This window comes from Hymenobacter negativus, from assembly GCF_017571495.1.
GTDB lineage: Bacteria > Bacteroidota > Bacteroidia > Cytophagales > Hymenobacteraceae > Hymenobacter > Hymenobacter negativus.
Genome location: NZ_JAGETZ010000026.1, coordinates 20,065 through 38,792, shown reverse-complemented (window position 1 = coordinate 38,792; position 18,728 = coordinate 20,065). Strand labels below are relative to the sequence as shown.

The window sequence follows — 18,728 nt, the reverse complement described above, 5'->3', positions numbered from 1 at the left end:
CTTCACTATAGGAGGCGACCCTAAGGTACGCAAGCGCCCTGGGCCTGCGCCCCCGGCAGCGCGTTCACGTAAACGGTAGTCTGAATTAATGAGGGTTAGTATCACTTACCCTTTTGACAGGAAATGTGTTTCCGCCGCACATACCCAGCAAAGCCAACGTCGAGATTGAAGTGTTCAATGTGAACCCACTGGGTCGGGAGGACCTCTAGGGTCACCACTTTGGCATGACGCGGCAACGAAATTGCGGGTGGGGAAATATCATAGGGGAAGGCATGAACCGCCACCTCGTTGGTCGTGACATAGCAGGTGTCGCCTATCCGTATCCTTTCGTTGGAACGGCGACCCGTTAAGGGGGCTTTGCTTATGGCTTAGTTTCCTGGCGACTGTGTGTAGGGCGAACGGGTGTAGCATGGCTTTGTCCATGGGTTAAAGAGGGCACCAGCAGCAGAAGGGAAATCAGTAGAACATTTATGTATCTAGGTGCTGTTCTCAGTCTAAGAAAACAGTTCTTTAAACGTACTTCGTTTAAAATCAAGAGCGTTATGTCTTTACTTCTATAGGGTAACAGAGAGGGGAAACCACATCTGAAAGGCACTGCCCATCCCATCCACGGAATGGACTTGAATGCTGCCCTGGTGCAGCTGCATAATTTGCTTGGCCAAGCTCAGCCCAATCCCGGAGCCGTTGGGGTGGGTGGTGAAAAAAGGAATAAAGATGCTATCCAGCATGTCGGCAGGGATACCACTCCCGTTGTCTTTCACCTCAATAACGACCCGTTCCTGTTCATCAAGCCAGGCCAGCAAGCTAATGCGAGGGGTAGGGGTTTGGGTGACTGCCTGCGCTGCATTGAGCACCAGATTGATGAGCACCTGTTCCAGCAGGTGGCCGTCGGCGTGCAGAGTGAGGTGCGCGGGCCGGACGCTGAGGGTGACTTCAATGCCTTGCGCGGCTAATTGTTCCGATAGTAGCTGCCGGGTGGTTTGCAGCAATTCCTGCACGTACAGGGTGGTGCGCTGCGGCGAGGCCAGGGTGCTAAAGTCGCGGTACACCTGGGCAAAGCGCAGCAGCCCTTCGCTGCGCTGCTGGATGATGCGAATGCCGGTGCCCACGTCATCGAGCAACTCACCGGAAGTTTCCTGCTGCTGGGCGCGCTGCACGTGGCGGCCCAACGAATCCGCCAGCGACGCAATGGGGGCGACCGAATTCATGATTTCGTGGGTCATGACCCGTAGCAGTTGCTGCCAGGCAGCGGTTTCGGTGTCGGCTAGGGCCTGGCTCACGTTCTTGAAGGCCAGCAGGGTAAACGCTTCGCCTCGTAATTTAAACTGCGTGGCCGACACGAGCAGCTGCACCGTTTGGGGACCCACTGTTAACTTAACCACCGCGGGCTGGCCTGGCACCGCCCGGCAGATGGCCTCGTAGAGGACCGGCTGCCGGGCTTGCAGCGCCCGAATGTTTTTCAGGTACGGCAGATGCAGCGTCTGTTTGAATGCCTCGTTCACCCAGGCCACGGTGCCCGCCGCGTCGTAGGACACGATGCCGGTATCGAGCAGCGCCAGGATAGTTTGCAGGTATTGAAACTGTCCTTCCTGCTCGGCCCGCAGCTCCCGAAACGTGGCGTTGACCTGGTTGAAGGCCTCGTGCAAGGGCCGCAACGACGCCGGACCGGACTGCGCCGGGTACTGCCGTGAAAAGTCGCGGTAATGGAGGGCCAAGGTAAAGTCGACCAAGGCCTGCTGACCGCGCGTTAGGTAGCGGACCAGGTCCACGACCAGCAGGAGCAGCAGTGCTAGCGCCCCCAGGGCTAGCCCGTAGGCGTGGTGCAGCGTGGCGTACCCGCTCCCAGCCAGCACGGCCAAAAGCAGTACTAACCGTCCTAGCAGTCGGGTATCCAGGCTTTTAAATATCATGCTTGTCGAGCCGACGGTAGAGGGCAGTACGGGTGAGACCCAGTTCCTTAGCCGCTTTGGTGAGGTTGCCTTGGTGGCGCTCAATGGCCTGTTGGATGGTGTTTTTTTCTACTTCCAGCAACGGCAGCGGATTTTCAGCCACGGTTGCCGCTAGTGCGGCAGCAGCGGCCGATTCTAAGCTTCGAAACGAGAAATCGGACGGAAGTAGCACGGAGCCAGTCCCCAGGATAACGGCCCGCTCCACGGCGTGTTGCAACTCCCGCACATTGCCGGGCCAGGTGTGCTCCCGGAGCTTGCGCAAGGCAGCGGCGCTGAATTCTGGCACGGGTTGTCGGTTGCGGGCGGCGTACACCTGCACGAAGTGCTGGGCTAGCAGTTGCACGTCGTCGTCCCGTTCGCGCAAGGGCGGCAGCATGATTTCAACGGTGTTGAGGCGGTACATCAAGTCCTGGCGGAAAGTACCGTGGGCTACCAGGGCGTGCAACGGGGCGTTGGTAGCCGATAACAGACGGATATCCACCGGGACGGGGGTGTTGCTCCCTAGGGGCACCACCTGGCGGTTCTGCAGGGCCGTGAGCAACTTGGCTTGCTGCGGCAGGGCTATGTTACCAATCTCATCCAGAAACAAGGTTCCGCCAGTGGCCGCCTCGAACCGGCCTACGCGGCTGGCCTGGGCATCCGTGAATGCGCCCTTGATGTGCCCAAACAGCTCGCTTTCAAACAACCCCTCACTGAGCGCGCCTACGTCGGTGGCCACAAAGGGCCGGGCAGCGCGGCGCGACTGCTCGTGCAGAGACTTGGCCACCAACTCCTTACCCGTGCCATTCTCACCCAGTAGCAGCACATTGGCTTCGGTCGGAGCAACTTTTTCAATAATAGCGCGCACTTCCTGCATGGCGGCTGACTCTCCTAGCAAGTCAGTAGTGGCGACCGGCCTAGATGGCTTTTGCGAGCTACCCCCACTTTTGCTGCCGGTTTTAGGTTGGAGGGCGGCGGCCAGCGTTTGCAGCAGTTGGTCGTTGTGCCAGGGTTTTAGCAGGAAATCGGTGGCGCCGGCTTTAAGGGCGCGCACCGCCGTGCGCACGTCGCCATAGGCCGTAATGAGGATAACGGCCGTGGTGGGGTCGTGCTCCCGGATACGGCCTAGCCAGTAGAAACCCTCGTTGCCAGTCGCCTGGCCGCTGCGATAGTTCATGTCGAGCAGCACGACATCGAAGTGCTGCTGGCGGAGCAGCGAAAGCAGCAACTCCGGGTTTTTCTCCGTCACGACTTCCCGCACTTCACTTTTGAGTAGCAGCTTGAGCGCGAATAGCACATCAGGCTCGTCGTCTATCACCAGGATGCGGGCGTGCTTAAGAATCATGAAAAAGGTTGGGTAAAACGTAAAAGTCGGGGCTGACTGGCACCCGTCCCAACCCAGGCCACATAAATCGTGCAGGCTTCGAAGAATACTGACTTTCAGCCGGCCAGGCCGTTTTCTGCCTGTCAATAGCTTCGAACTGTATCAGAACCGAACGGTCGACTGTATCAAAACCGGACGCTCGGCAACAGCTGGCAATCAGGACTAAAATCCAGGCCGTTGATTAGCAAGCATTTGTGAGTAAGGCACCGTTCTTGGCACCTCCAGTCCATAGCTTTTTGCTGCTATTCCCTGCGCCAACCTGAATGGATGTCCTGATACCAAAGAAAAAGTGGTCGTTTGTCACCCGCTGGTGGTGGCTAGGGGCTCTGGTGCTGGCAGGCATGGGCGCGGCCGGCATCTACTGGCCCCGGCCGGGCCAGCGGCTGCACGTCGCGGCCAGCCGGCTGACCATCAGTCCCGTCAAGCGGGGCAATTTTCAGGAGTTTACGGCCATTGACGGGGTGGTGCAGCCCCTGCACACCGTGTACCTGGACGTGGCAGAGGCTGGCACGGTGCAGCAGGTACTGGTGGAAGAAGGCACGACCCTAACGGCGGGCCAGCCGTTGGTGCGACTAGCTAACCCCGACTTGCAGCTAGAGATGGTAAACCGCGAAACGGCCGTGTATGACTTGATGAACAACCTGCGCAACACCCGCAACCAGCTGCTGCAAAACCGCATTCTGCGGCAAAATCAGCTAGCCGACATCGACTTTCAGCTGGCCGAAGCCAAGCGGGTATTTGACACCAACCAGGTGCTGTACGACCAGAAGGTGATTGCGCGGCAGGACTACCTGCAGAGCCAGAACGCTTACCGCTACCAGCTGCGCCGACGACAGCTCACGCAGCAGACCCTGCGCCAAGATTCGGTGGCCATGCAGCAGCAGCTGAGTACCATGCAGGAATCGGTGCAGCGCATGACCAGCAACCTGGCCCTGATGCGGCGCAAGATGGACGACCTACTGTTGCGGGCCCCGGTTGGTGGGCGGCTCAGCTCGCTGGCCGCGGAAGTGGGCGAGGCCAAAACGCGGGGGCAACGCCTAGGGCAGATTGACGCGCTCGCGGGCGTGAAACTGCACGCCGCGGTAGACGAGTTTTACATTGCCCGCATCGCGGCCGGTCAGGTGGGCGAAGTGGTGGTGGATGGCCAGGCGTATGCCTTGCGCGTGACCAAAATCTTCGCGCAAGTGGCTAAAGGCCTGCAAATCGACCTAGCCTTTACCGGCGCGCCCCCACCGGGCCTGCGGCGGGGCCAGACCCTACCCATCCGATTGGCGCTGAGTGCGAAGGCCCCGGCGGTGCTGCTGCCCAAAGGCGGCTTTTACCAGCAAACCGTGGGCAACTGGGCATTCAAGCTGGCGGCCGACGGCACCCGGGCCCAACGGGTGGCTATCCGCCTAGGGCGGCAGAACCCCGAGTACTACGAGGTACTGGCGGGCCTGCAACCCGGCGACCAAGTGGTAACGTCCAGCTACGAAGGCTTCGCTGACCGACAGGAACTGGTGCTGGACAACCACTAGCCCTAGGTATTTACTGACTGTTTGACCATAAAAGGCTAAACCTCATGATTAAGACCGAAAACCTGGAAAAGGTGTACCGCACCGAGGAGGTGCAAACCAAGGCGCTGAACCACATCTCGCTGAGCGTGGAGCAGGGGGAGTTTGTGGCCATCATGGGCCCCTCGGGCTGCGGCAAATCGACGCTGCTCAACCTGCTGGGCCTGCTCGACGAGCCCGACGGCGGTAGCCTGCAGCTGCTGGGCACCGAAACCAGCCGCTACTCGGAGCGGCAGCGGGCCGAGCTGCGCAAGCGCAGCCTGGGCTTCGTGTTTCAGAGCTTCAACCTGATTGACGAGCTGACGGTGTTTGAGAACGTGGAGTTGCCCCTGCGCTACCTCGGCGTGGGGGCCGCAGAGCGGCGGCAGCGGGTGGAGCAGGTGCTGGAGAAAATGCAGCTGCTGCACCGGCGCAACCACTTTCCGCTGCAACTCTCGGGTGGCCAGCAGCAGCGCGTGGCCGTGGCCCGGGCCGTGGTGAACGCCCCGCCGCTGCTGCTGGCCGACGAGCCCACCGGCAACCTCGATTCGGCCAGTGGCCACGACGTGCTGGGCTTGCTGACTGAATTGAATGAAGCGGGCACTACCGTGCTCATGGTCACGCACTCCGAGCACGACGCCCGGTATGCCCGGCGCGTCATCCGCTTGCTCGACGGGCAGGTGGTGCTGGAAAATAGCCGCAGCCAATTCTAACCGCTTTCCTCCTCGTTCGGCTATGCTTCCCTACCCCTTGCTGCTCCTCTACCGCAACTTTAAGCGGTTCAAAAGCACGTTCTTTATCAACCTGATTGGCCTCTCGACCGGCCTGGCCTGCGCGCTGCTCATCTACTTGTGGGTAAGCGACGAGCGCAGCTTCGACCGCTACCACGCGCTGGATAGCCGGCTGTATCAGGTGATGGAAAACCGCCGCACGGCCGCCGGCATCGAGACCCAAGGCGGTACCATGCCGCTGCTGGCCGAGGCCCTGCGGCGGGAAATGCCGGAGATTGAATTCGTGGCCACCACCACGCCGGTCCCGTTCTTTCCCGGGTTCACGCTGGCGGCGGGCAACCAGCACCTGAATGCCGTCGTCAAGTGCGCGGACCCGGCCTTCTTCCAGCTGTTTTCCTACCCCCTGCTGGTGGGCACGCCCGCCACGGTGCTACGGGATAAAAACGCCATTGTGCTTTCAGAGGCATTGGCCACTAAGCTCTTTGGGTCGCCGCAGAGCAGCCTGGGTAAAGCCGTGGAATGGCAAATGGCCGACATAAAACAGACCTGCCTGGTGGCCGGGGTGTTTGCCGGGGTGCCCCGCAACTCGTCCGAGCAGTTTGACTGCGTGCTACCGTTTGCCTCGTTCAAGGACATGATGCACATGAGCGAAACCATCAAGTGGGATGATGACGGCCCCTTCAACACCTACTTAGCCTTGAAGGAGGGGGCCGACCCTACGCAGTTTCAAGCCAAGCTGGCGGGGTTGCTGAAAACCAAAAGCGCGCAGGCCCAGGCCCAAGGGCGCACGCTGTTCGTGCGGCCGTTCTCAGCAGCGTACCTGCACGGCACCTACGAAAACGGCGTTGCCACCGGGGGGCGCATTACCTACGTGCGGCTGTTCGCCCTAATTGCCGGGCTCATTTTGGTTATTGCCAGCATCAATTTCATGAACCTGTTCACCGCCAAGGCCTCGCGGCGGGTAAAGGAAGTGGGCATTCGCAAGGCCCTAGGGGCTAGCCGCGCCGCACTGGTGGGGCAGTACCTGACGGAGTCCGTGGTGATGTCCTTGCTGGCCCTGGTTGTGGCCGTGGGGCTGGTGCAGCTCGTGCTCCCGCAGTTCAGCGAGCTGACGGGCAAGCCGCTGGCCTTGCGGTGGGAACCCCAACTGGTGGCAGCCGGCTTGGCCCTGGCGCTGGGTACGGGACTGCTAGCGGGCAGCTACCCCGCGTTCTACCTATCGGGGTTCCAGCCGGCGGCCGTGCTGAAAGGCAAGCTACCAACCAAGGCCGGCGACGTGTGGACGCGGCAGGGCTTGGTCGTGCTCCAGTTCACGCTCTCCGTGCTGTTCATCGTGGCCTTGGTAGTGGTCAACGCGCAGTTGGCGTTTGTGCAGCGCCAGCCGCTGGGCTACGACAAGGCCCACGTGCTCCGCTTTGAGACCACCGGCAAGGCGGCGCGCCAGCAGACGGCATTTCTGGCCGAGGTGAAGAAATTACCCGGCGTCGTGCAGGCGTCTACCGTCCTGGGCGGCTTCCTGGGGGGGCGCCACATCGAGGAGATAAGCTGGCGTGGTAAGCGCCTGCCCGTGGGGACGATGCTGGTCAACTACGACCTACTGGAAACAATGGGCATGCACCTGGTAGCCGGCCGCAGCTTTGCGCCGCAGTTCCGCGCCGACAGTGCCGCCATACTCGTCAACCAGGCCCTGGTAGCTGGCCTAGGCATGCCGAACCCCGTGGGCCAACAGCTCAACGGGGCCCGCATCGTGGGCGTGGTCCGTGACTTTCACTACGAGTCCCTGCACGAAAAAATCAAACCCCTTCGCCTCCAACTCGACCCCACGATTAACACCGTGCTCGTGAAGCTCCAGCCCAACGCGGAGCAGGCCACGATTGGGCGGCTGCAGCAACTGTACGCCGCCTACAACCCCGGCTTTACGCTCGACTACACGTTTCTAGATGCTGACTACCAGGCCCAGTACGTAGCCGAGCGGCAAGTCGCCGTGCTCGCCCGCTACTTTGCCGGGCTGGCCATCCTCATTTCAGCCCTGGGCCTGCTGGGCCTGGCCGCCTTCACAGCCGAGCGGCGGCGCAAGGAAATAGGTATCCGCAAGGCGTTGGGTGCAAGCGAGCTGGGTATCGTCTGGTTGTTAACCAGCAGCCTGACCTGGCTGGTCGTTGTAGCCATCGTGCTGGCGCTGCCGCTGAGCTACCTGCTCCTGCAGCGGTGGCTGGAAGGCTTTGCTTACCGCGTGGCATGGCAGTGGTGGTACTTCGCGGCGGCCGGAATGGGGGCCCTACTCATTGCCTGGCTCACCGTAAGCGTGCAGGCCTGGCGCGCCGCCCGCCGCAATCCGGTACTGAGTCTGCGGGCAGAGTAATGATAGGCAAATAAGCTAGCCGCGCTGATTTGCTAAAAGGCAGGGCACTCGAAAATAGCGCAGCACGTAAGCGCGCGGCACCTACTTCTTGTGCTCCATCGCAAAGCAAGTAGCACTAACCAGAAAGCCGCTGCTTGTTCCCAAAGGCACCCAGCCGCTCTACTCCGACCGTTCACTTAAACGGTCTTTTAGTGCTATAGCCGCCCTGGGAGGTTGTTGCACTTAAAACCTCAAAGGAGGAGTAGGAACGCTACGAATTGCAGCAGCCATTGGGTCACCTGCAGCGTTGCGGTTAACGCCCTCGGGTAAACCCAAGCACTAAGCCGGCCGTGAAATGGAAGTAAGCAAAAAGCCCCCCAGCCAGTAGGTAGTACAGCACCAGTAGCTCTTTGGCCCACGTATGTCCGCGCCTTGCTGCGAAAACGGCCCCGACCACCAAGGCCAGCGCAAGGGCCGTTTTGGCCTTTTCCCCGTACGCGGTGCCCCCGTCAAAAAAGACAGTTCCGTCCAGGAAGCTGGCGATGCCACCCAATAGAACGGTAAACAACAATAGATTGGCCACCTACACTTCGCAGCGCTGTTGGGTAAGGGTGTTCATCACGGAATACGGAGACAGGCAAAGCTATGCGAAGATGCTCCTATGTTCGTTAAAACGGTCGAAAAGTAAAAACGGGGCACAGTGGGCTAACCTTGGAGAGCATCGAAAAGTGTGGGGCATTATCTAGAATCGCAGTGTAAAGAGCGAACGATTGGCTTATTACTTTCACGACCAAGTACAGTTTTCTACCGTTGCCTGAGTGATGATTGGGCACTGCCCCACACTTTTTGATGATCTCTGACTATCGAAGCCATACTTGGAGAAACTACCTAGCTGTGAGGTCGAGGCGCAAGTATTTCCCTATTTATTCACCCTTTAGACCTTGCCTACCTTGCTTTTGTCAGTCCGCAGCCCAGCGCTAAGGAGCTAGCAGTACCTTGCCAAAGTTCTCGCCTGAAAACAGTTGCAACAACGCGGGCAGGAAGTTGTGGATGCCGTGCGCTACCTGCACTTTGGGGGTGAGCAAACGGCCATCCTGCAGCCAACTGGCCATTTCCTTGGTGGCCGGGGCAAAGTGGGCGGCGTGGTCCATCACAACGATGCCTTCCATGCGAGCCCGGTTGACGAGTAGCGACAGGTAGTTAGCCGGCCCTTTGACCGGGGCCATGTTGTTGTACTGCGAAATAGCTCCGCACAGCACCACGCGTGCCCGCAGGCGCAGGCGCTCCAGGGCGTAGTCGAGCAGGTCGCCGCCCACGTTGTCGAAATAAATGTCGATACCTTGGGGGCAAGCTGAACGCAGGGTGGCCCGGATGTAGGGGTCTTTGTAGTTCAGGCAGGCATCAAAACCTAGTTCGTTCAGGCAGTAGTCGATTTTTTCCTGGCTGCCCACTAGCCCCACCACACGGCAGCCCTTGAGCTTTGCCAGCTGGCCTACTACACTGCCCACCGCACCGGCCGCACCGGACACGACCACGGTTTCGCCGGGCTGGGGCTGGCCGGTAGCCAGCAACCCGAAGTAGGCTGTGAGGCCCGGCATGCCCAGCGTAGCCAGATACGTTTCGAGGGCCGCCAGCGTGGGGTCGACTTTCAGCAGGTAGGTAGCGGGGTTGCTGGCATCGAGGGCGGCGGTCCCATCCCGCAGCACGAATTGCTGTACCTGAAAGTCGCCGGTCACGTAGTCGCCCACGGCAAAGTCCGGATGCCGCGACTCAATAATCTGGCCAGCTCCCAAAGCCCGAAACACCTCGCCCAAGGCCACGGGCGGCATGTAGCTCTTGGCACCATTCATCCACCCACGCATGGCCGGGTCGATGGATATGAAATGGGTTTTGACCAATACCTGCCCTTCGGCCAACGACGGAATTGAAACCGTATCGAAAGCAAAATTCTCTGACTGAGGAAGCCCTACCGGACGGGAGGCAAGTTTGAGGCGCGTGTTGGTATACGTCATAAGCAAAGAGGCCCCGCCAGCCGTTTACGCGACCAGGGCCAAGATAAAGACAGGCTTACAAAGGGATTGGGAAAGCAGCCCCGGGCCGGCCATGCTTCCCCACTAGGCTGGTGCTACACTACGTCAACCAGGTCCAGCGCCGGCACGGCGGCCGGATGCGAAACGCGGTTAAACAAGCCCGACCCGGTATCCCGCACGAGGTAGTCGGCCGAGAAGTGGGCATACCGCAGTTCCGAGTCCTGGAGGCCCACGGTCTGGTCGGGCGCAGCGTGCCACAATTCTTGGAAGTCTGCGTCTTGCAGCACGGTCGCCAGGCGAGTGGTATTCACGTTGGCGAAGCGCTTGGGTTGCAGGAGGCAGTTTTTGATATAGCCGGCGTCGTCTACGCAGAGCTTGCGGTTGTAGTACGGGTTGAAGCGCATGGCTTCGGTGAAGAACTCACTATTGACAATATACCGGTCGCGGGGCTGTTCGCGCTGCAAATCGGCCGTGACGAATACAACGTGCTCCGGGTGCGCGGCGCTGGGGGCCCCGTACGGCGCATCGTGCACGATAATATGCTGTATTTTAGGAAAATGCTCGTAAAGCAAACGTAGCTGCTGCTCGTCGGGTACGGCCTCAGAATACGCTAGCAATAGGCTCACCGAAGCAAAGCTCATGGCGGCCATCTGCTCGAAAAGGGCCAGCACCTCGGGCCAGTTCTGACCGGGCAGACGCAGGCGCAACTCCAGGTGCTGGCACTGAAGCTGGTCGAGCTGAGCCAGCACCGCACCCAAGTGGTAGTGGGCAAATGCGTAGCTGATGACGGCGTTTTGCACGTGGTGCGGAGAATTCCAGGCCAGCGACAGCGCCGGGAAACTGGCCGGATTATGCAGAAAAAACCCCAGGTCTTTGCGCAGCAGAAAGTCGATGTACTGCTGAAAAACCACCGGATTGCCTGGCGCAAACGCCTGCTGGGTTTCCCGCCAAGGATGCTGGACCAGGTGCCGCAAAACCCTGTGCAGAACATTGGGAATCAGAACAATATCCTGGCGCTGCAAATCGTAGATTGCGCTACGGGTACTGCCCTTCACGGCAATGTTGTGCGCGTACAGCTGAAAATAGGGCTTGGTGCTCATCACGACGGGTTAGCTAAGTAATCCTGCGTCACCAGGTTGGAGACAGGCTTTTTGGGCACGACGCACCGATAGTTTCGGGACTGATGCTGGGCGCTGGTGCTAAAGCGCTTGCCCACGTAGTTTTCGCCGAAGGAATCGGCCGCTATCTGCACCATAAAGCGGTAGCCGATGGGCAGCTCAACGAGCAGTTCGTCCGTGAATACTGAACCTATTCCAATGACGCGCATGATATTTCCTGGTTAATCAGCCATTCGGCAATTTCTTTTTCGAGGGCATAATGGCAGTAAGTCGACTCGGCTAGGTACTGCCCAACCGGGTTGACTTCGATGAATACGTACTCGCCCGCCACGGTTCGCAGCAAGTCGATGGACCCCGTATTCAGTTCCAGTGTGCGCATGAGCTGCGTAAGCTGCTCCTCCACTACAGCGGGCAGCTGGTAGGGGACGTAGTGGACCCGCTCCGAACCGCTGTCCAGCTTTTTGTCCACGTTGCGCTCGGTTCCACTAAAGAGCGTGCCCGTTGCAAAAAAACGGCCGTCAAGGTAAAAGACCCGGACCTCGAAGTCAACCGCTACTTTCTCCTGGAATAGAGACGGAAAAAAATGCTCGGGCAGGGCCGCAATGCGTCCGGCGTCCAGGTTCGTAGTTAGCACGACGTGGGTAGAATCGCCCTGCTGGTAGCTGCCGCGCACGTCGGCAATGGGCTTGCTGATGAGGTGGCCGCCCAGCTCGTGGTAGAAGGCCAGCACCTCGTCGCGGTTGTTGATGATGCGGGTGTGCGGCACTTTCAGACCGGCTTGGGATGCTAGGTCCATCACTTCCAGCTTATTGACCTTGATGCGGTTGAAGGCCGTCAGCCAGGTTTTGTCGCGGAACAGCAGCTCCAGGTAGCTCACCAAGTCGTGTAGCTCGGTGCGAATCTCGAAGTTTAGCTGGTCGGTGTTGGTGCCGGCGGCGAAGCTCATCGCGTTGGCAGCCCCCAGGAAGCGGCGGTGCCAGATGGTGGTAATCGAGTGCTTGACGCTCTGCCCGTTGATGAAAATGTCGCGGGTCTTCAGATCGACGTGGTAGCGGACCTTACTGGTGACCAAGTCGTGCAGGGAAACCTTCACAAACGGCACCTGGTAGTGCAGCAGCCAGCTCAAAACGGGGTCCGTACCCTGCTCGTAGGCTTCGTTGCTCAACACCAGAATCATGACGCATCCTCCCGGCAAATGCCTTGTAGAATCTGCTTATCGAGCAGGTCTTGCAGCAAGTTGGCATTGATTCGCGCTACTACGGTCGTGACCTTTTCGGGCGCGTTGATGAGGTGGTTCAGGTAGGCGCGCAGGTTGGCCGAGATAGTGAAGGCATCCTGGGTGTAGCGGTCGTACAGATAGGTGTGCTTTTTGGCGGCAAATAGCTCGTAGCGCTCCTGGTTGAACGTGTAGTGAGTAGGGAACTCGGGGGCTGGCTGGCCTTTGGTGCCCAGGTAGCGGCTGCTCTCATCCAGGTAGTTATGAATCATGCGCCAGTACAGCCACTGCTCGGGGCGGGTCGCCAGGTACTCCTCCAACTGCCCGTAGCACGCCTGCAGCGTTTGCTGCACGTAGGTGGCGCGGGGCACCGCCCGGTCGGGCCGGATAGGAGTGCCGAACACGACGCGGGTTTGCTCTGGGCCGGTGCGGTAGGAGATAATGGGCACGATGGGCACGCCGGTTACATGCGCCAGGCTAGTGACGCCCTTCTTCGCCAGTAGGGTGTGGCCCAGCAGGTTTACGCGGGCATAAGCCGCGCTGTCGGCCTCGTTAATCACCTCAGGATTGCCATCGATAAACACCATGATGCTCTTCCCGGCCTGGAGCGTGCTGTGCATTTCCAGCAGCACGCTGGGCGAATCGGCGTGCAGCACGTCGAGCGGGTCGGCGGCGGCGGCGTGGTGTAGCATCTCCGAGGTTACGCCTTGGCGCAGGGTCAGCACCGAAAAATCGATGCCGTAGTGCCGGAGCAGCGCGCCCACCATCTGGTAGGAACCAAAGTGAAAGGTGCAGAAGATGAATGGCTCTCGGTTCTTTTGGACCACGAAGGCGGTGTCGCCATCCACCGTTGCCTGACTCAGCAGCAGCGGCCGGGCCATTTGGTGCTCCAGCTGTGCGCTCAGCTGATTGTTGTACTGCGCATCCAGAAAAAACCGCAGGTCGTCGACCGGATGAGCCGGGAAGAACTGGTGCTTGGCAGCCCGGTAGCGCAGGAACTCCGTCATCTGGACGATGTTATCCTCCAGGTTTTCTCCCAATTCCTGAACCGACTGCCGGAGGGCAGCCGTGGCTTGTCGGTATTCTTCGATGGTGGTAATCATGGGGATAAATTGCTTCCAGAGAGTGAGGAAAAGGAGAGGGCGATGTGAAAGCCGCCCTTAGTGCCGGTGAAGTTCCGGCTCGGAATCAGGACGATGCTACCATTGCCGCTGGCACGGCTTCGGGGCCAGCAGCCGAGGTCAACCAGCCCAGCCGGGTGAGCAAGCGCAACACCGGAGGCTTGAGCGAGCGGTAGGCTAGCACGATGAATAACGTGCAGAACAGTACTACCTTCAGTAAGTATAGTACATGCTCGAAGGCACTTTCAGTAGCAAACCGGCCTTCTTGGTTGACGCGCTGGATGGTTTCCTGCACGCTGTGGTAGAAGCCGGAGTAGCCCAGGTACGACAGCCAGGATATGAGGCTCATGCGGCCCACGGTGTAGCCCAGCAGGAGTAGTTCGTTTTTGAGCGTGGCGCCCGGCGCTCGGAAAGCGGTTTGGCCCTTGCTGCGCAGGTAGTCCCAGCATTTGCGCGGGTAGGTTTCAGCGGCTGCCGAAAGGTTGGGCAGGGAGAAGTAATCACTACATACCCAGTAGCCGTCGTTGCGGAAGAAGGGATTGAGCGAATACAAGGCCAGGGTAGCGTTGGCCAGCAGAAAAGAGATAATAAGATAGGTGGCCGAATGGCCCCAGAGAAGACTAATCAGGTAGGCTGAGCAAAGCACCAGGTTAACCAGCAGCTGGAAGTAGATTCCCGCCAGGTTCACCAGGATACGCTTATGCTTGTCCAGCATCCAGACCTTGCTAATGTCGGTGTACAACACCGGCAGTACCAGGTAGAAGCCAAAGCCAACTTCTTTCGGGGTAATCTTGTAGCGGGCCGCCGCAGTGGCGTGGCCCAACTCGTGAAACAACCCCACAAGGGCAAAAAATACATAGGAGCCCAGCACTACGGCCACGCTATGCGTGGGCGAAATGGTGGTAAACAACAAATGGGTGCGGTGCAATGCCAACAGGGCACCACCCGAAACCAGCAGCGACAGCGCCAGCAGCGCAACCACAACAGGCTTGTGAAACAGGAATTCCAAACGCCGCGTCAGTTGTGCCAGCTTGGTTTCTGCAATCAGGGTTACTTGCCCGTACACGTAAGCTTGGGGCTTGGCTGCGTCGGCGGCGGGCACCGGCGTCAGAACTTTTTCGAGCGTGCTATTGATGATTTCATCAAACTTCTCGCGCGACAGCACCAGGCGGTGCTTGGTCGCTACATACTCTTGAATTTCAGCGAATTCTTTGCCTGCTTTCAGGAGTTCAATGATTCTGAACAGTACTTCCCCAATGTAGTATAATTTGTCATTACACTCCAGGGCAAACGTATCAGCCGATACTTGCACCACCTTTAGCGAGCTCAGGCGCGCTTCGTCGATATGTTCCATGTTTACTGTTCAGTTGGTATTGATTTTTCGGTGTCTGCCTTACATTCAGTCATGCTGCACAGAAAGAATAGGGGGGAGTTAGGCGCGGTGTTGCGCAAGATGTTGGTTGGCATAGGTGGCCTACTGCCACTGGGTCGGACAACTACTCGGGCTTCACTCCCCCTATTGCTTTCTAGCGCGGGGTACCGCTGCGCGGCACTTAGTCGAGGCAGCAGCTCACCACGATTTCAGCGGCAGCGGCTTGCACCATTTCCAGGCGCTCTTCCAGCTCAACGACGAACAGGCCGTTGGTGAGCTCTTGCTCGTTCTCGTTTTCGATGTGGGGAGTAGTGGTGTTGACGGACATGATAAAAAAGAAAAAAGTGGATTTTTGCTTACTCTAGACGGTTTTCAGCGACCCCGTATGATTCATTAGCGGTTAGCCGGCCGATGATTAGGCCGCGCTGTCGAGGCAGCAGCTGATTACCACGTCGGCGGCGGCAGCTTGTACCATTTCCAGGCGCTCTTCCAGCTCAATCACGAACAGGCCGTTGGTGAGTTCTTGCTCGTTCTGGTTCTCGATTTGGGGAGTAGTGGTTGGGTAAGACATAATAAAAAATGAAAAAGATGGATTGGTGCTTACTCTAAACGGTTTTCAGCGGCCCCGTATTGATGAGTTGCTATCCAGTGGCCGGGCGCGTTGGTGCTGTACCCGCTGGAAGTGGTTGCTTTATGATGGTTTGCGGTCGTTTGACCAGCCGGGCCAGCAGTAGGCCAAGCATCCAGGATAGCCGCCTGGTGCGGTGGGGCAGGGCGTAATCCGCAAAGCGGCTTGCTGGCCTTACGCTCTGGCGTAGTTGGGCCGGCGATAGTGCGGCAGCCTGAAAACTTATTTGGTAGCGGCCGAAGCCTGCGATTGGCAAAGGCTCTGGTAGCGGGCTACATCAGCCTTACCCCAGTGCGGTGCAATACCCGTTGCCGGTGCCTCATTGAACAAGGTGAATGCTTTGTCAAACAGCTGACAGCCAAGTTTTTTATCACCTCCGAATTGTTCGGGCGTAGAGTATTTGCTTTCCCCAAGTAGCAGGTAGGCGCGGGGGTTGGAAGGGTCGAGAATTTTGGCTTTGTGCAGCGCCTCGTTGGCAATGGCGCTGTACTCGGGACCGCGGGCCATGAAATCCACATTGATGCGGTAGAAGGCGATGAGTGCATTCAGGCAGTAGATTTCCGAATTGTTGGGGCTCAGGGTGCTGGCCTGGTGGGTCAGGATTTCGGCCTGGTCGAGGCGGGCGTCAATCATGTTGAGGTCGCGCTCGAAGCGTACGGCCCGAATGGCACAGTAGCTGGCGTAGTAGTAGGCGAGCCACTGGGTCTTCTCGGCCGTGGCGATGCGCTCGAACGTGGAGCCCACCTTGCGGTAGCCAGCTTCAGTCTTCACAGTATCCAGCAGTACCAGATTCTGTTCGATGGCTTTATGGTACTTGCTCGACTGAGCGTAACTTGCTGTGCCACTGCACAAAGATAAAAACAAAAAGGTCTTTTTCATAACTTTAGGTGCTTTTTTTGAGAGTTTTTTTGAGAAAAGGATTAAAGATTTTTGTCAATCACATCACTGGTCCGGTCGACGCCGAAATTCATGAATAGACCCAGGAACACGAAGGGATTGTTGGTCGGGGTGATGGCCGTGCGCTGGGAAGGGTCGAGACGGGAGTAGTTGTACCCAAACACTTGCTTGTTGCCTAGCACATTGCTGAAGGTCAGGGCGATAACGGAGAAGGACTTGGCAATCTTGGGTAGGTAGCAGATACTCAGGCCCACGTTATTGAAATTGATGGTGCGGTCCTCCATAAACCTTTCCGCCGATAGATTTGGATTATAGTAAGGACGGCCGGTGGCGAAGGTGTAGGTAGCGCTGAGGTTGAGCCGCTTGGCGGGGAAAAACCGCTTGGCGACAACTGAGAGGGTATGCTTGGCCGCAAAGCTGGGTTGCACCGCAAAGGCATAGTCCAAATAGTTTCGCTTCGTATCGAGGTAGGAGTAGCTCACCCAATAGTCGAGCCCCCGCACCGTTTTCTTGTCGCGCCAGAATACTTCTAGGCCCTGAGCATAACCGTAGCCGTTATTGGATATCTGCGGCACGGTCTTGATGAGGTCGCGGTACTGCTTGTAGTACAGTTCCGTCCGGAAGGTGCGGTAATTATCAATCTTCTGGTAGGTGAGGATGTAGTGGTCGGCCCGGCTAAACTGCAAGTCCGACTCCCGTAGCAGGTAATACTTTTCCGGCTTCTGATAGAACATCCCGTAGGAAGCCAGGAGCTGGGCCTTGTTGGCAAAGGTGTAGTTGAGCGAGGTGCGCGGTGCCAGCTTGGCCGCATCCAGCAGGGTACTGTTTTCGAGGCGAGCGCCCACACGGCCCGACAGGTTTTCGGTGAGGGCCGTTTCCAGCTCCACAAACCCGGCGCTGTAGGTATCCTCAACCTGGCCCAGGCTGGTGCGGTCCGACGCAAACCCCTCGCCGGAGCGGATGATTTCGCCGCCCCACTGCAACCGGCCGTTGTTGAGCACCCGCTTCGAAAGCACGCTGCGGAGCTGGAGCATGGAAACGTTGTCGCGGCTCAGCGAGTCGTAGACGGAATGCTGCTCGCCGACGGGCTGCAAGGCCAGGCTAAAGCGGTCCAAGTTGTAATTAAAAGCCGAGCCTATATAAAAATTCCATCCTCTGGCGAGGGACTGGGTGTAGGTCAGGTTGTTGTAGAGGTTGGTGTTGCGCAGGCTTACGTGGTCGGTGGCCGTCACGTAGTCGGCATCGGGCTGCTGCAAGCCTACGGTGCTTTTCCCAATGCTACTATATAATTTCAGCATCCCTTTATCCGCTACCTTCTGCTTTACAAAAAAGCTGGCGTCCAGGTATTTCGGCGCGGTAGTGAAATCCAGGTTCGGCTTCACTAGGTTGAACATCAGGTTCAGGTCGGTGTATTTGGCGAAGAAGCCCACCAGGGTGGTTTTACTTCTCGACAGCAACTGAATGCCCCCTTCTACCGAGATGGGCGAGATGCCGAAGTCGGCGTTGCTCTTGCTCGGCATGTTCTCCGTTTCCAGGATGAGCGCAGCCGACAGGGCTTGTCCGTAGAGAGCCGAGTAGCCGCCGCTGCTGAAAAATGACCCTTTGAACAGGCCGGGGGCAAACCGGCTGCGCGAAGCTTGGTTGGCGGGGCTGCTGTATGTGAAGTTGTTGACCAGCAGGCCATCGATAAACATCTTGCTTTCGGTGCCCGTCCCACCCCGCACAAACAGGCCGCTGCTTTCGCCCACTTGCTGGGCCCCCGGCAGGGTTTTGAGGGCCGAGATAACGTTGCCGTCGGTGGCCGTCGTCAGCACATCGGTCGAAGAGAAAGCGATGGCTTTGTTCTTGTCCTCGCTGTCAAACTTCTTGGCCGTCACCGTTACGTTGCCCAGGCCCATCGACTTCACCGCAAACATCACTTTGCAGTTGACGGTCGAGGTTGAATCCTTAATCTCAATCGGTTGAACAACATCTTGGTAGCCTTCAATTTTCGATATCAGCACCTGTGGTCCGACTTCCGTCGTGGAGAAGGAGAACGAGCCATCCCGTCCGGTAACCGTGCCGTCGTAGCTACCCTCCAGGCTCACGGCCACGTTGGCGAGGGGCTTGGCATTGTTATCGGTTACGACTCCGACGATTTTGCTTTGGCCGAAGGCCGCGCCGCTGGTCAGGGCCACCAGGCCGATGGTGCTGGCAAAGAGGAAATGTGGCTTCATAGGAACAAAAATTTAGGCGGGTAGACGGCGCGGGTAGCGGCGAAAACGGCGGGCAACGAAGTGGCTTTAAGACTGGGCCAGTGTTTGTTGCCGTTGTTGATGATGGAAAATTGGGGAGGCGGGTCGCCGATAAATAATTTATTACACCAACCCACGGATTCCCGGTATTAGCCGGGCGTTTAGCCGCCTGTTTAGGTTGGTGGCTGGTGGGCCA

The 18,728-nt window shown here is 58.5% G+C and carries 16 protein-coding genes; 4 read left to right on the top strand and 12 right to left on the bottom strand.

The window, feature by feature from the left end; translation table 11 throughout:
• Positions 1-554: 554 nt before the first annotated feature.
• Complete coding sequence (locus J4E00_RS28895; RefSeq protein WP_208178842.1) at positions 555-1,910, bottom strand: sensor histidine kinase; 1,356 nt, start codon at positions 1,908-1,910, stop codon at positions 555-557.
• Positions 1,900-3,273: a sigma-54-dependent transcriptional regulator gene (locus J4E00_RS28890; protein ID WP_208178841.1), complete on the bottom strand. Its 1,374-nt coding sequence runs from the start codon at positions 3,271-3,273 to the stop codon at positions 1,900-1,902. The genes J4E00_RS28895 and J4E00_RS28890 overlap by 11 nt, the downstream gene beginning before the upstream one ends.
• Positions 3,274-3,575: 302 nt before the next feature.
• On the opposite strand from J4E00_RS28890, the gene J4E00_RS28885 reads away from it, so the two are divergent.
• The 4 genes from J4E00_RS28885 (at position 3,576) to J4E00_RS29920 (ending at position 8,472) form a co-directional block, all read left to right on the top strand.
• A complete protein-coding gene (locus J4E00_RS28885; RefSeq protein ID WP_208178840.1) occupies positions 3,576-4,829 on the top strand; it encodes an efflux RND transporter periplasmic adaptor subunit in 1,254 nt (417 codons plus the stop codon).
• Between the two features lie 44 nt (positions 4,830-4,873).
• Positions 4,874-5,557: an ABC transporter ATP-binding protein gene (locus J4E00_RS28880; RefSeq protein ID WP_208178839.1), complete on the top strand. Its 684-nt coding sequence runs from the start codon at positions 4,874-4,876 to the stop codon at positions 5,555-5,557.
• Positions 5,558-5,579: 22 nt separating this feature from the next.
• The gene (locus J4E00_RS28875) at positions 5,580-7,937 is read left to right on the top strand and encodes an ABC transporter permease (protein WP_208178838.1); all 2,358 of its coding nucleotides are present in this window, start codon (positions 5,580-5,582) and stop codon (positions 7,935-7,937) included.
• A 400-nt stretch (positions 7,938-8,337) separates the two neighbouring features.
• Positions 8,338-8,472 (top strand): hypothetical protein, encoded by a 135-nt coding sequence (locus tag J4E00_RS29920; RefSeq protein WP_262898478.1) that lies wholly within the window; start codon positions 8,338-8,340, stop codon positions 8,470-8,472.
• 421 nt (positions 8,473-8,893) lie between these two features.
• Here the strand turns inward: J4E00_RS29920 and J4E00_RS28870 are convergent, their stop codons facing one another.
• The 10 genes from J4E00_RS28870 to J4E00_RS28825 all read right to left on the bottom strand — a co-directional run bounded on the left by J4E00_RS28870 (position 8,894) and on the right by J4E00_RS28825 (position 18,514).
• Positions 8,894-9,928, bottom strand: coding sequence for an NADP-dependent oxidoreductase (locus tag J4E00_RS28870; protein ID WP_208178837.1), 1,035 nt, complete (start codon positions 9,926-9,928; stop codon positions 8,894-8,896).
• Positions 9,929-10,041: 113 nt separating this feature from the next.
• Positions 10,042-11,046 (bottom strand): hypothetical protein, encoded by a 1,005-nt coding sequence (locus J4E00_RS28865; RefSeq protein WP_208178836.1) that lies wholly within the window; start codon positions 11,044-11,046, stop codon positions 10,042-10,044.
• Positions 11,046-11,273 carry a hypothetical protein gene (locus J4E00_RS28860; RefSeq protein WP_208178835.1) on the bottom strand — a complete coding sequence of 76 codons (228 nt, stop codon included), beginning with the start codon at positions 11,271-11,273 and terminating at the stop codon, positions 11,046-11,048. The genes J4E00_RS28865 and J4E00_RS28860 overlap by 1 nt, the downstream gene beginning before the upstream one ends.
• Positions 11,255-12,241 carry a hypothetical protein gene (locus J4E00_RS28855; protein ID WP_208178834.1) on the bottom strand — a complete coding sequence of 329 codons (987 nt, stop codon included), beginning with the start codon at positions 12,239-12,241 and terminating at the stop codon, positions 11,255-11,257. Before J4E00_RS28855 ends, J4E00_RS28860 begins: the two co-directional genes overlap by 19 nt.
• On the bottom strand, positions 12,238-13,383 hold the full coding sequence (locus J4E00_RS28850; protein ID WP_208178833.1) for a hypothetical protein: 1,146 nt from the start codon (positions 13,381-13,383) through the stop codon (positions 12,238-12,240). The genes J4E00_RS28855 and J4E00_RS28850 overlap by 4 nt, the downstream gene beginning before the upstream one ends.
• A gap of 85 nt (positions 13,384-13,468) precedes the next feature.
• Complete coding sequence (locus tag J4E00_RS28845) at positions 13,469-14,755, bottom strand: hypothetical protein (protein ID WP_208178832.1); 1,287 nt, start codon at positions 14,753-14,755, stop codon at positions 13,469-13,471.
• Between the two features lie 199 nt (positions 14,756-14,954).
• On the bottom strand, positions 14,955-15,101 hold the full coding sequence (locus tag J4E00_RS28840) for a hypothetical protein (protein WP_208178831.1): 147 nt from the start codon (positions 15,099-15,101) through the stop codon (positions 14,955-14,957).
• 87 nt (positions 15,102-15,188) lie between these two features.
• Positions 15,189-15,344, bottom strand: a complete 156-nt coding sequence (locus J4E00_RS28835) for a hypothetical protein (RefSeq protein ID WP_208178830.1) — start codon at positions 15,342-15,344, stop codon at positions 15,189-15,191.
• 279 nt (positions 15,345-15,623) lie between these two features.
• Entirely contained in the window at positions 15,624-16,280 is a 657-nt protein-coding gene (locus J4E00_RS28830) for a tetratricopeptide repeat protein (RefSeq protein ID WP_208178829.1), read from the bottom strand.
• 41 nt (positions 16,281-16,321) lie between these two features.
• The gene (locus J4E00_RS28825; RefSeq protein WP_208178828.1) at positions 16,322-18,514 is read right to left on the bottom strand and encodes a carboxypeptidase-like regulatory domain-containing protein; all 2,193 of its coding nucleotides are present in this window, start codon (positions 18,512-18,514) and stop codon (positions 16,322-16,324) included.
• Between the last annotated feature and the right edge of the window lie 214 nt (positions 18,515-18,728).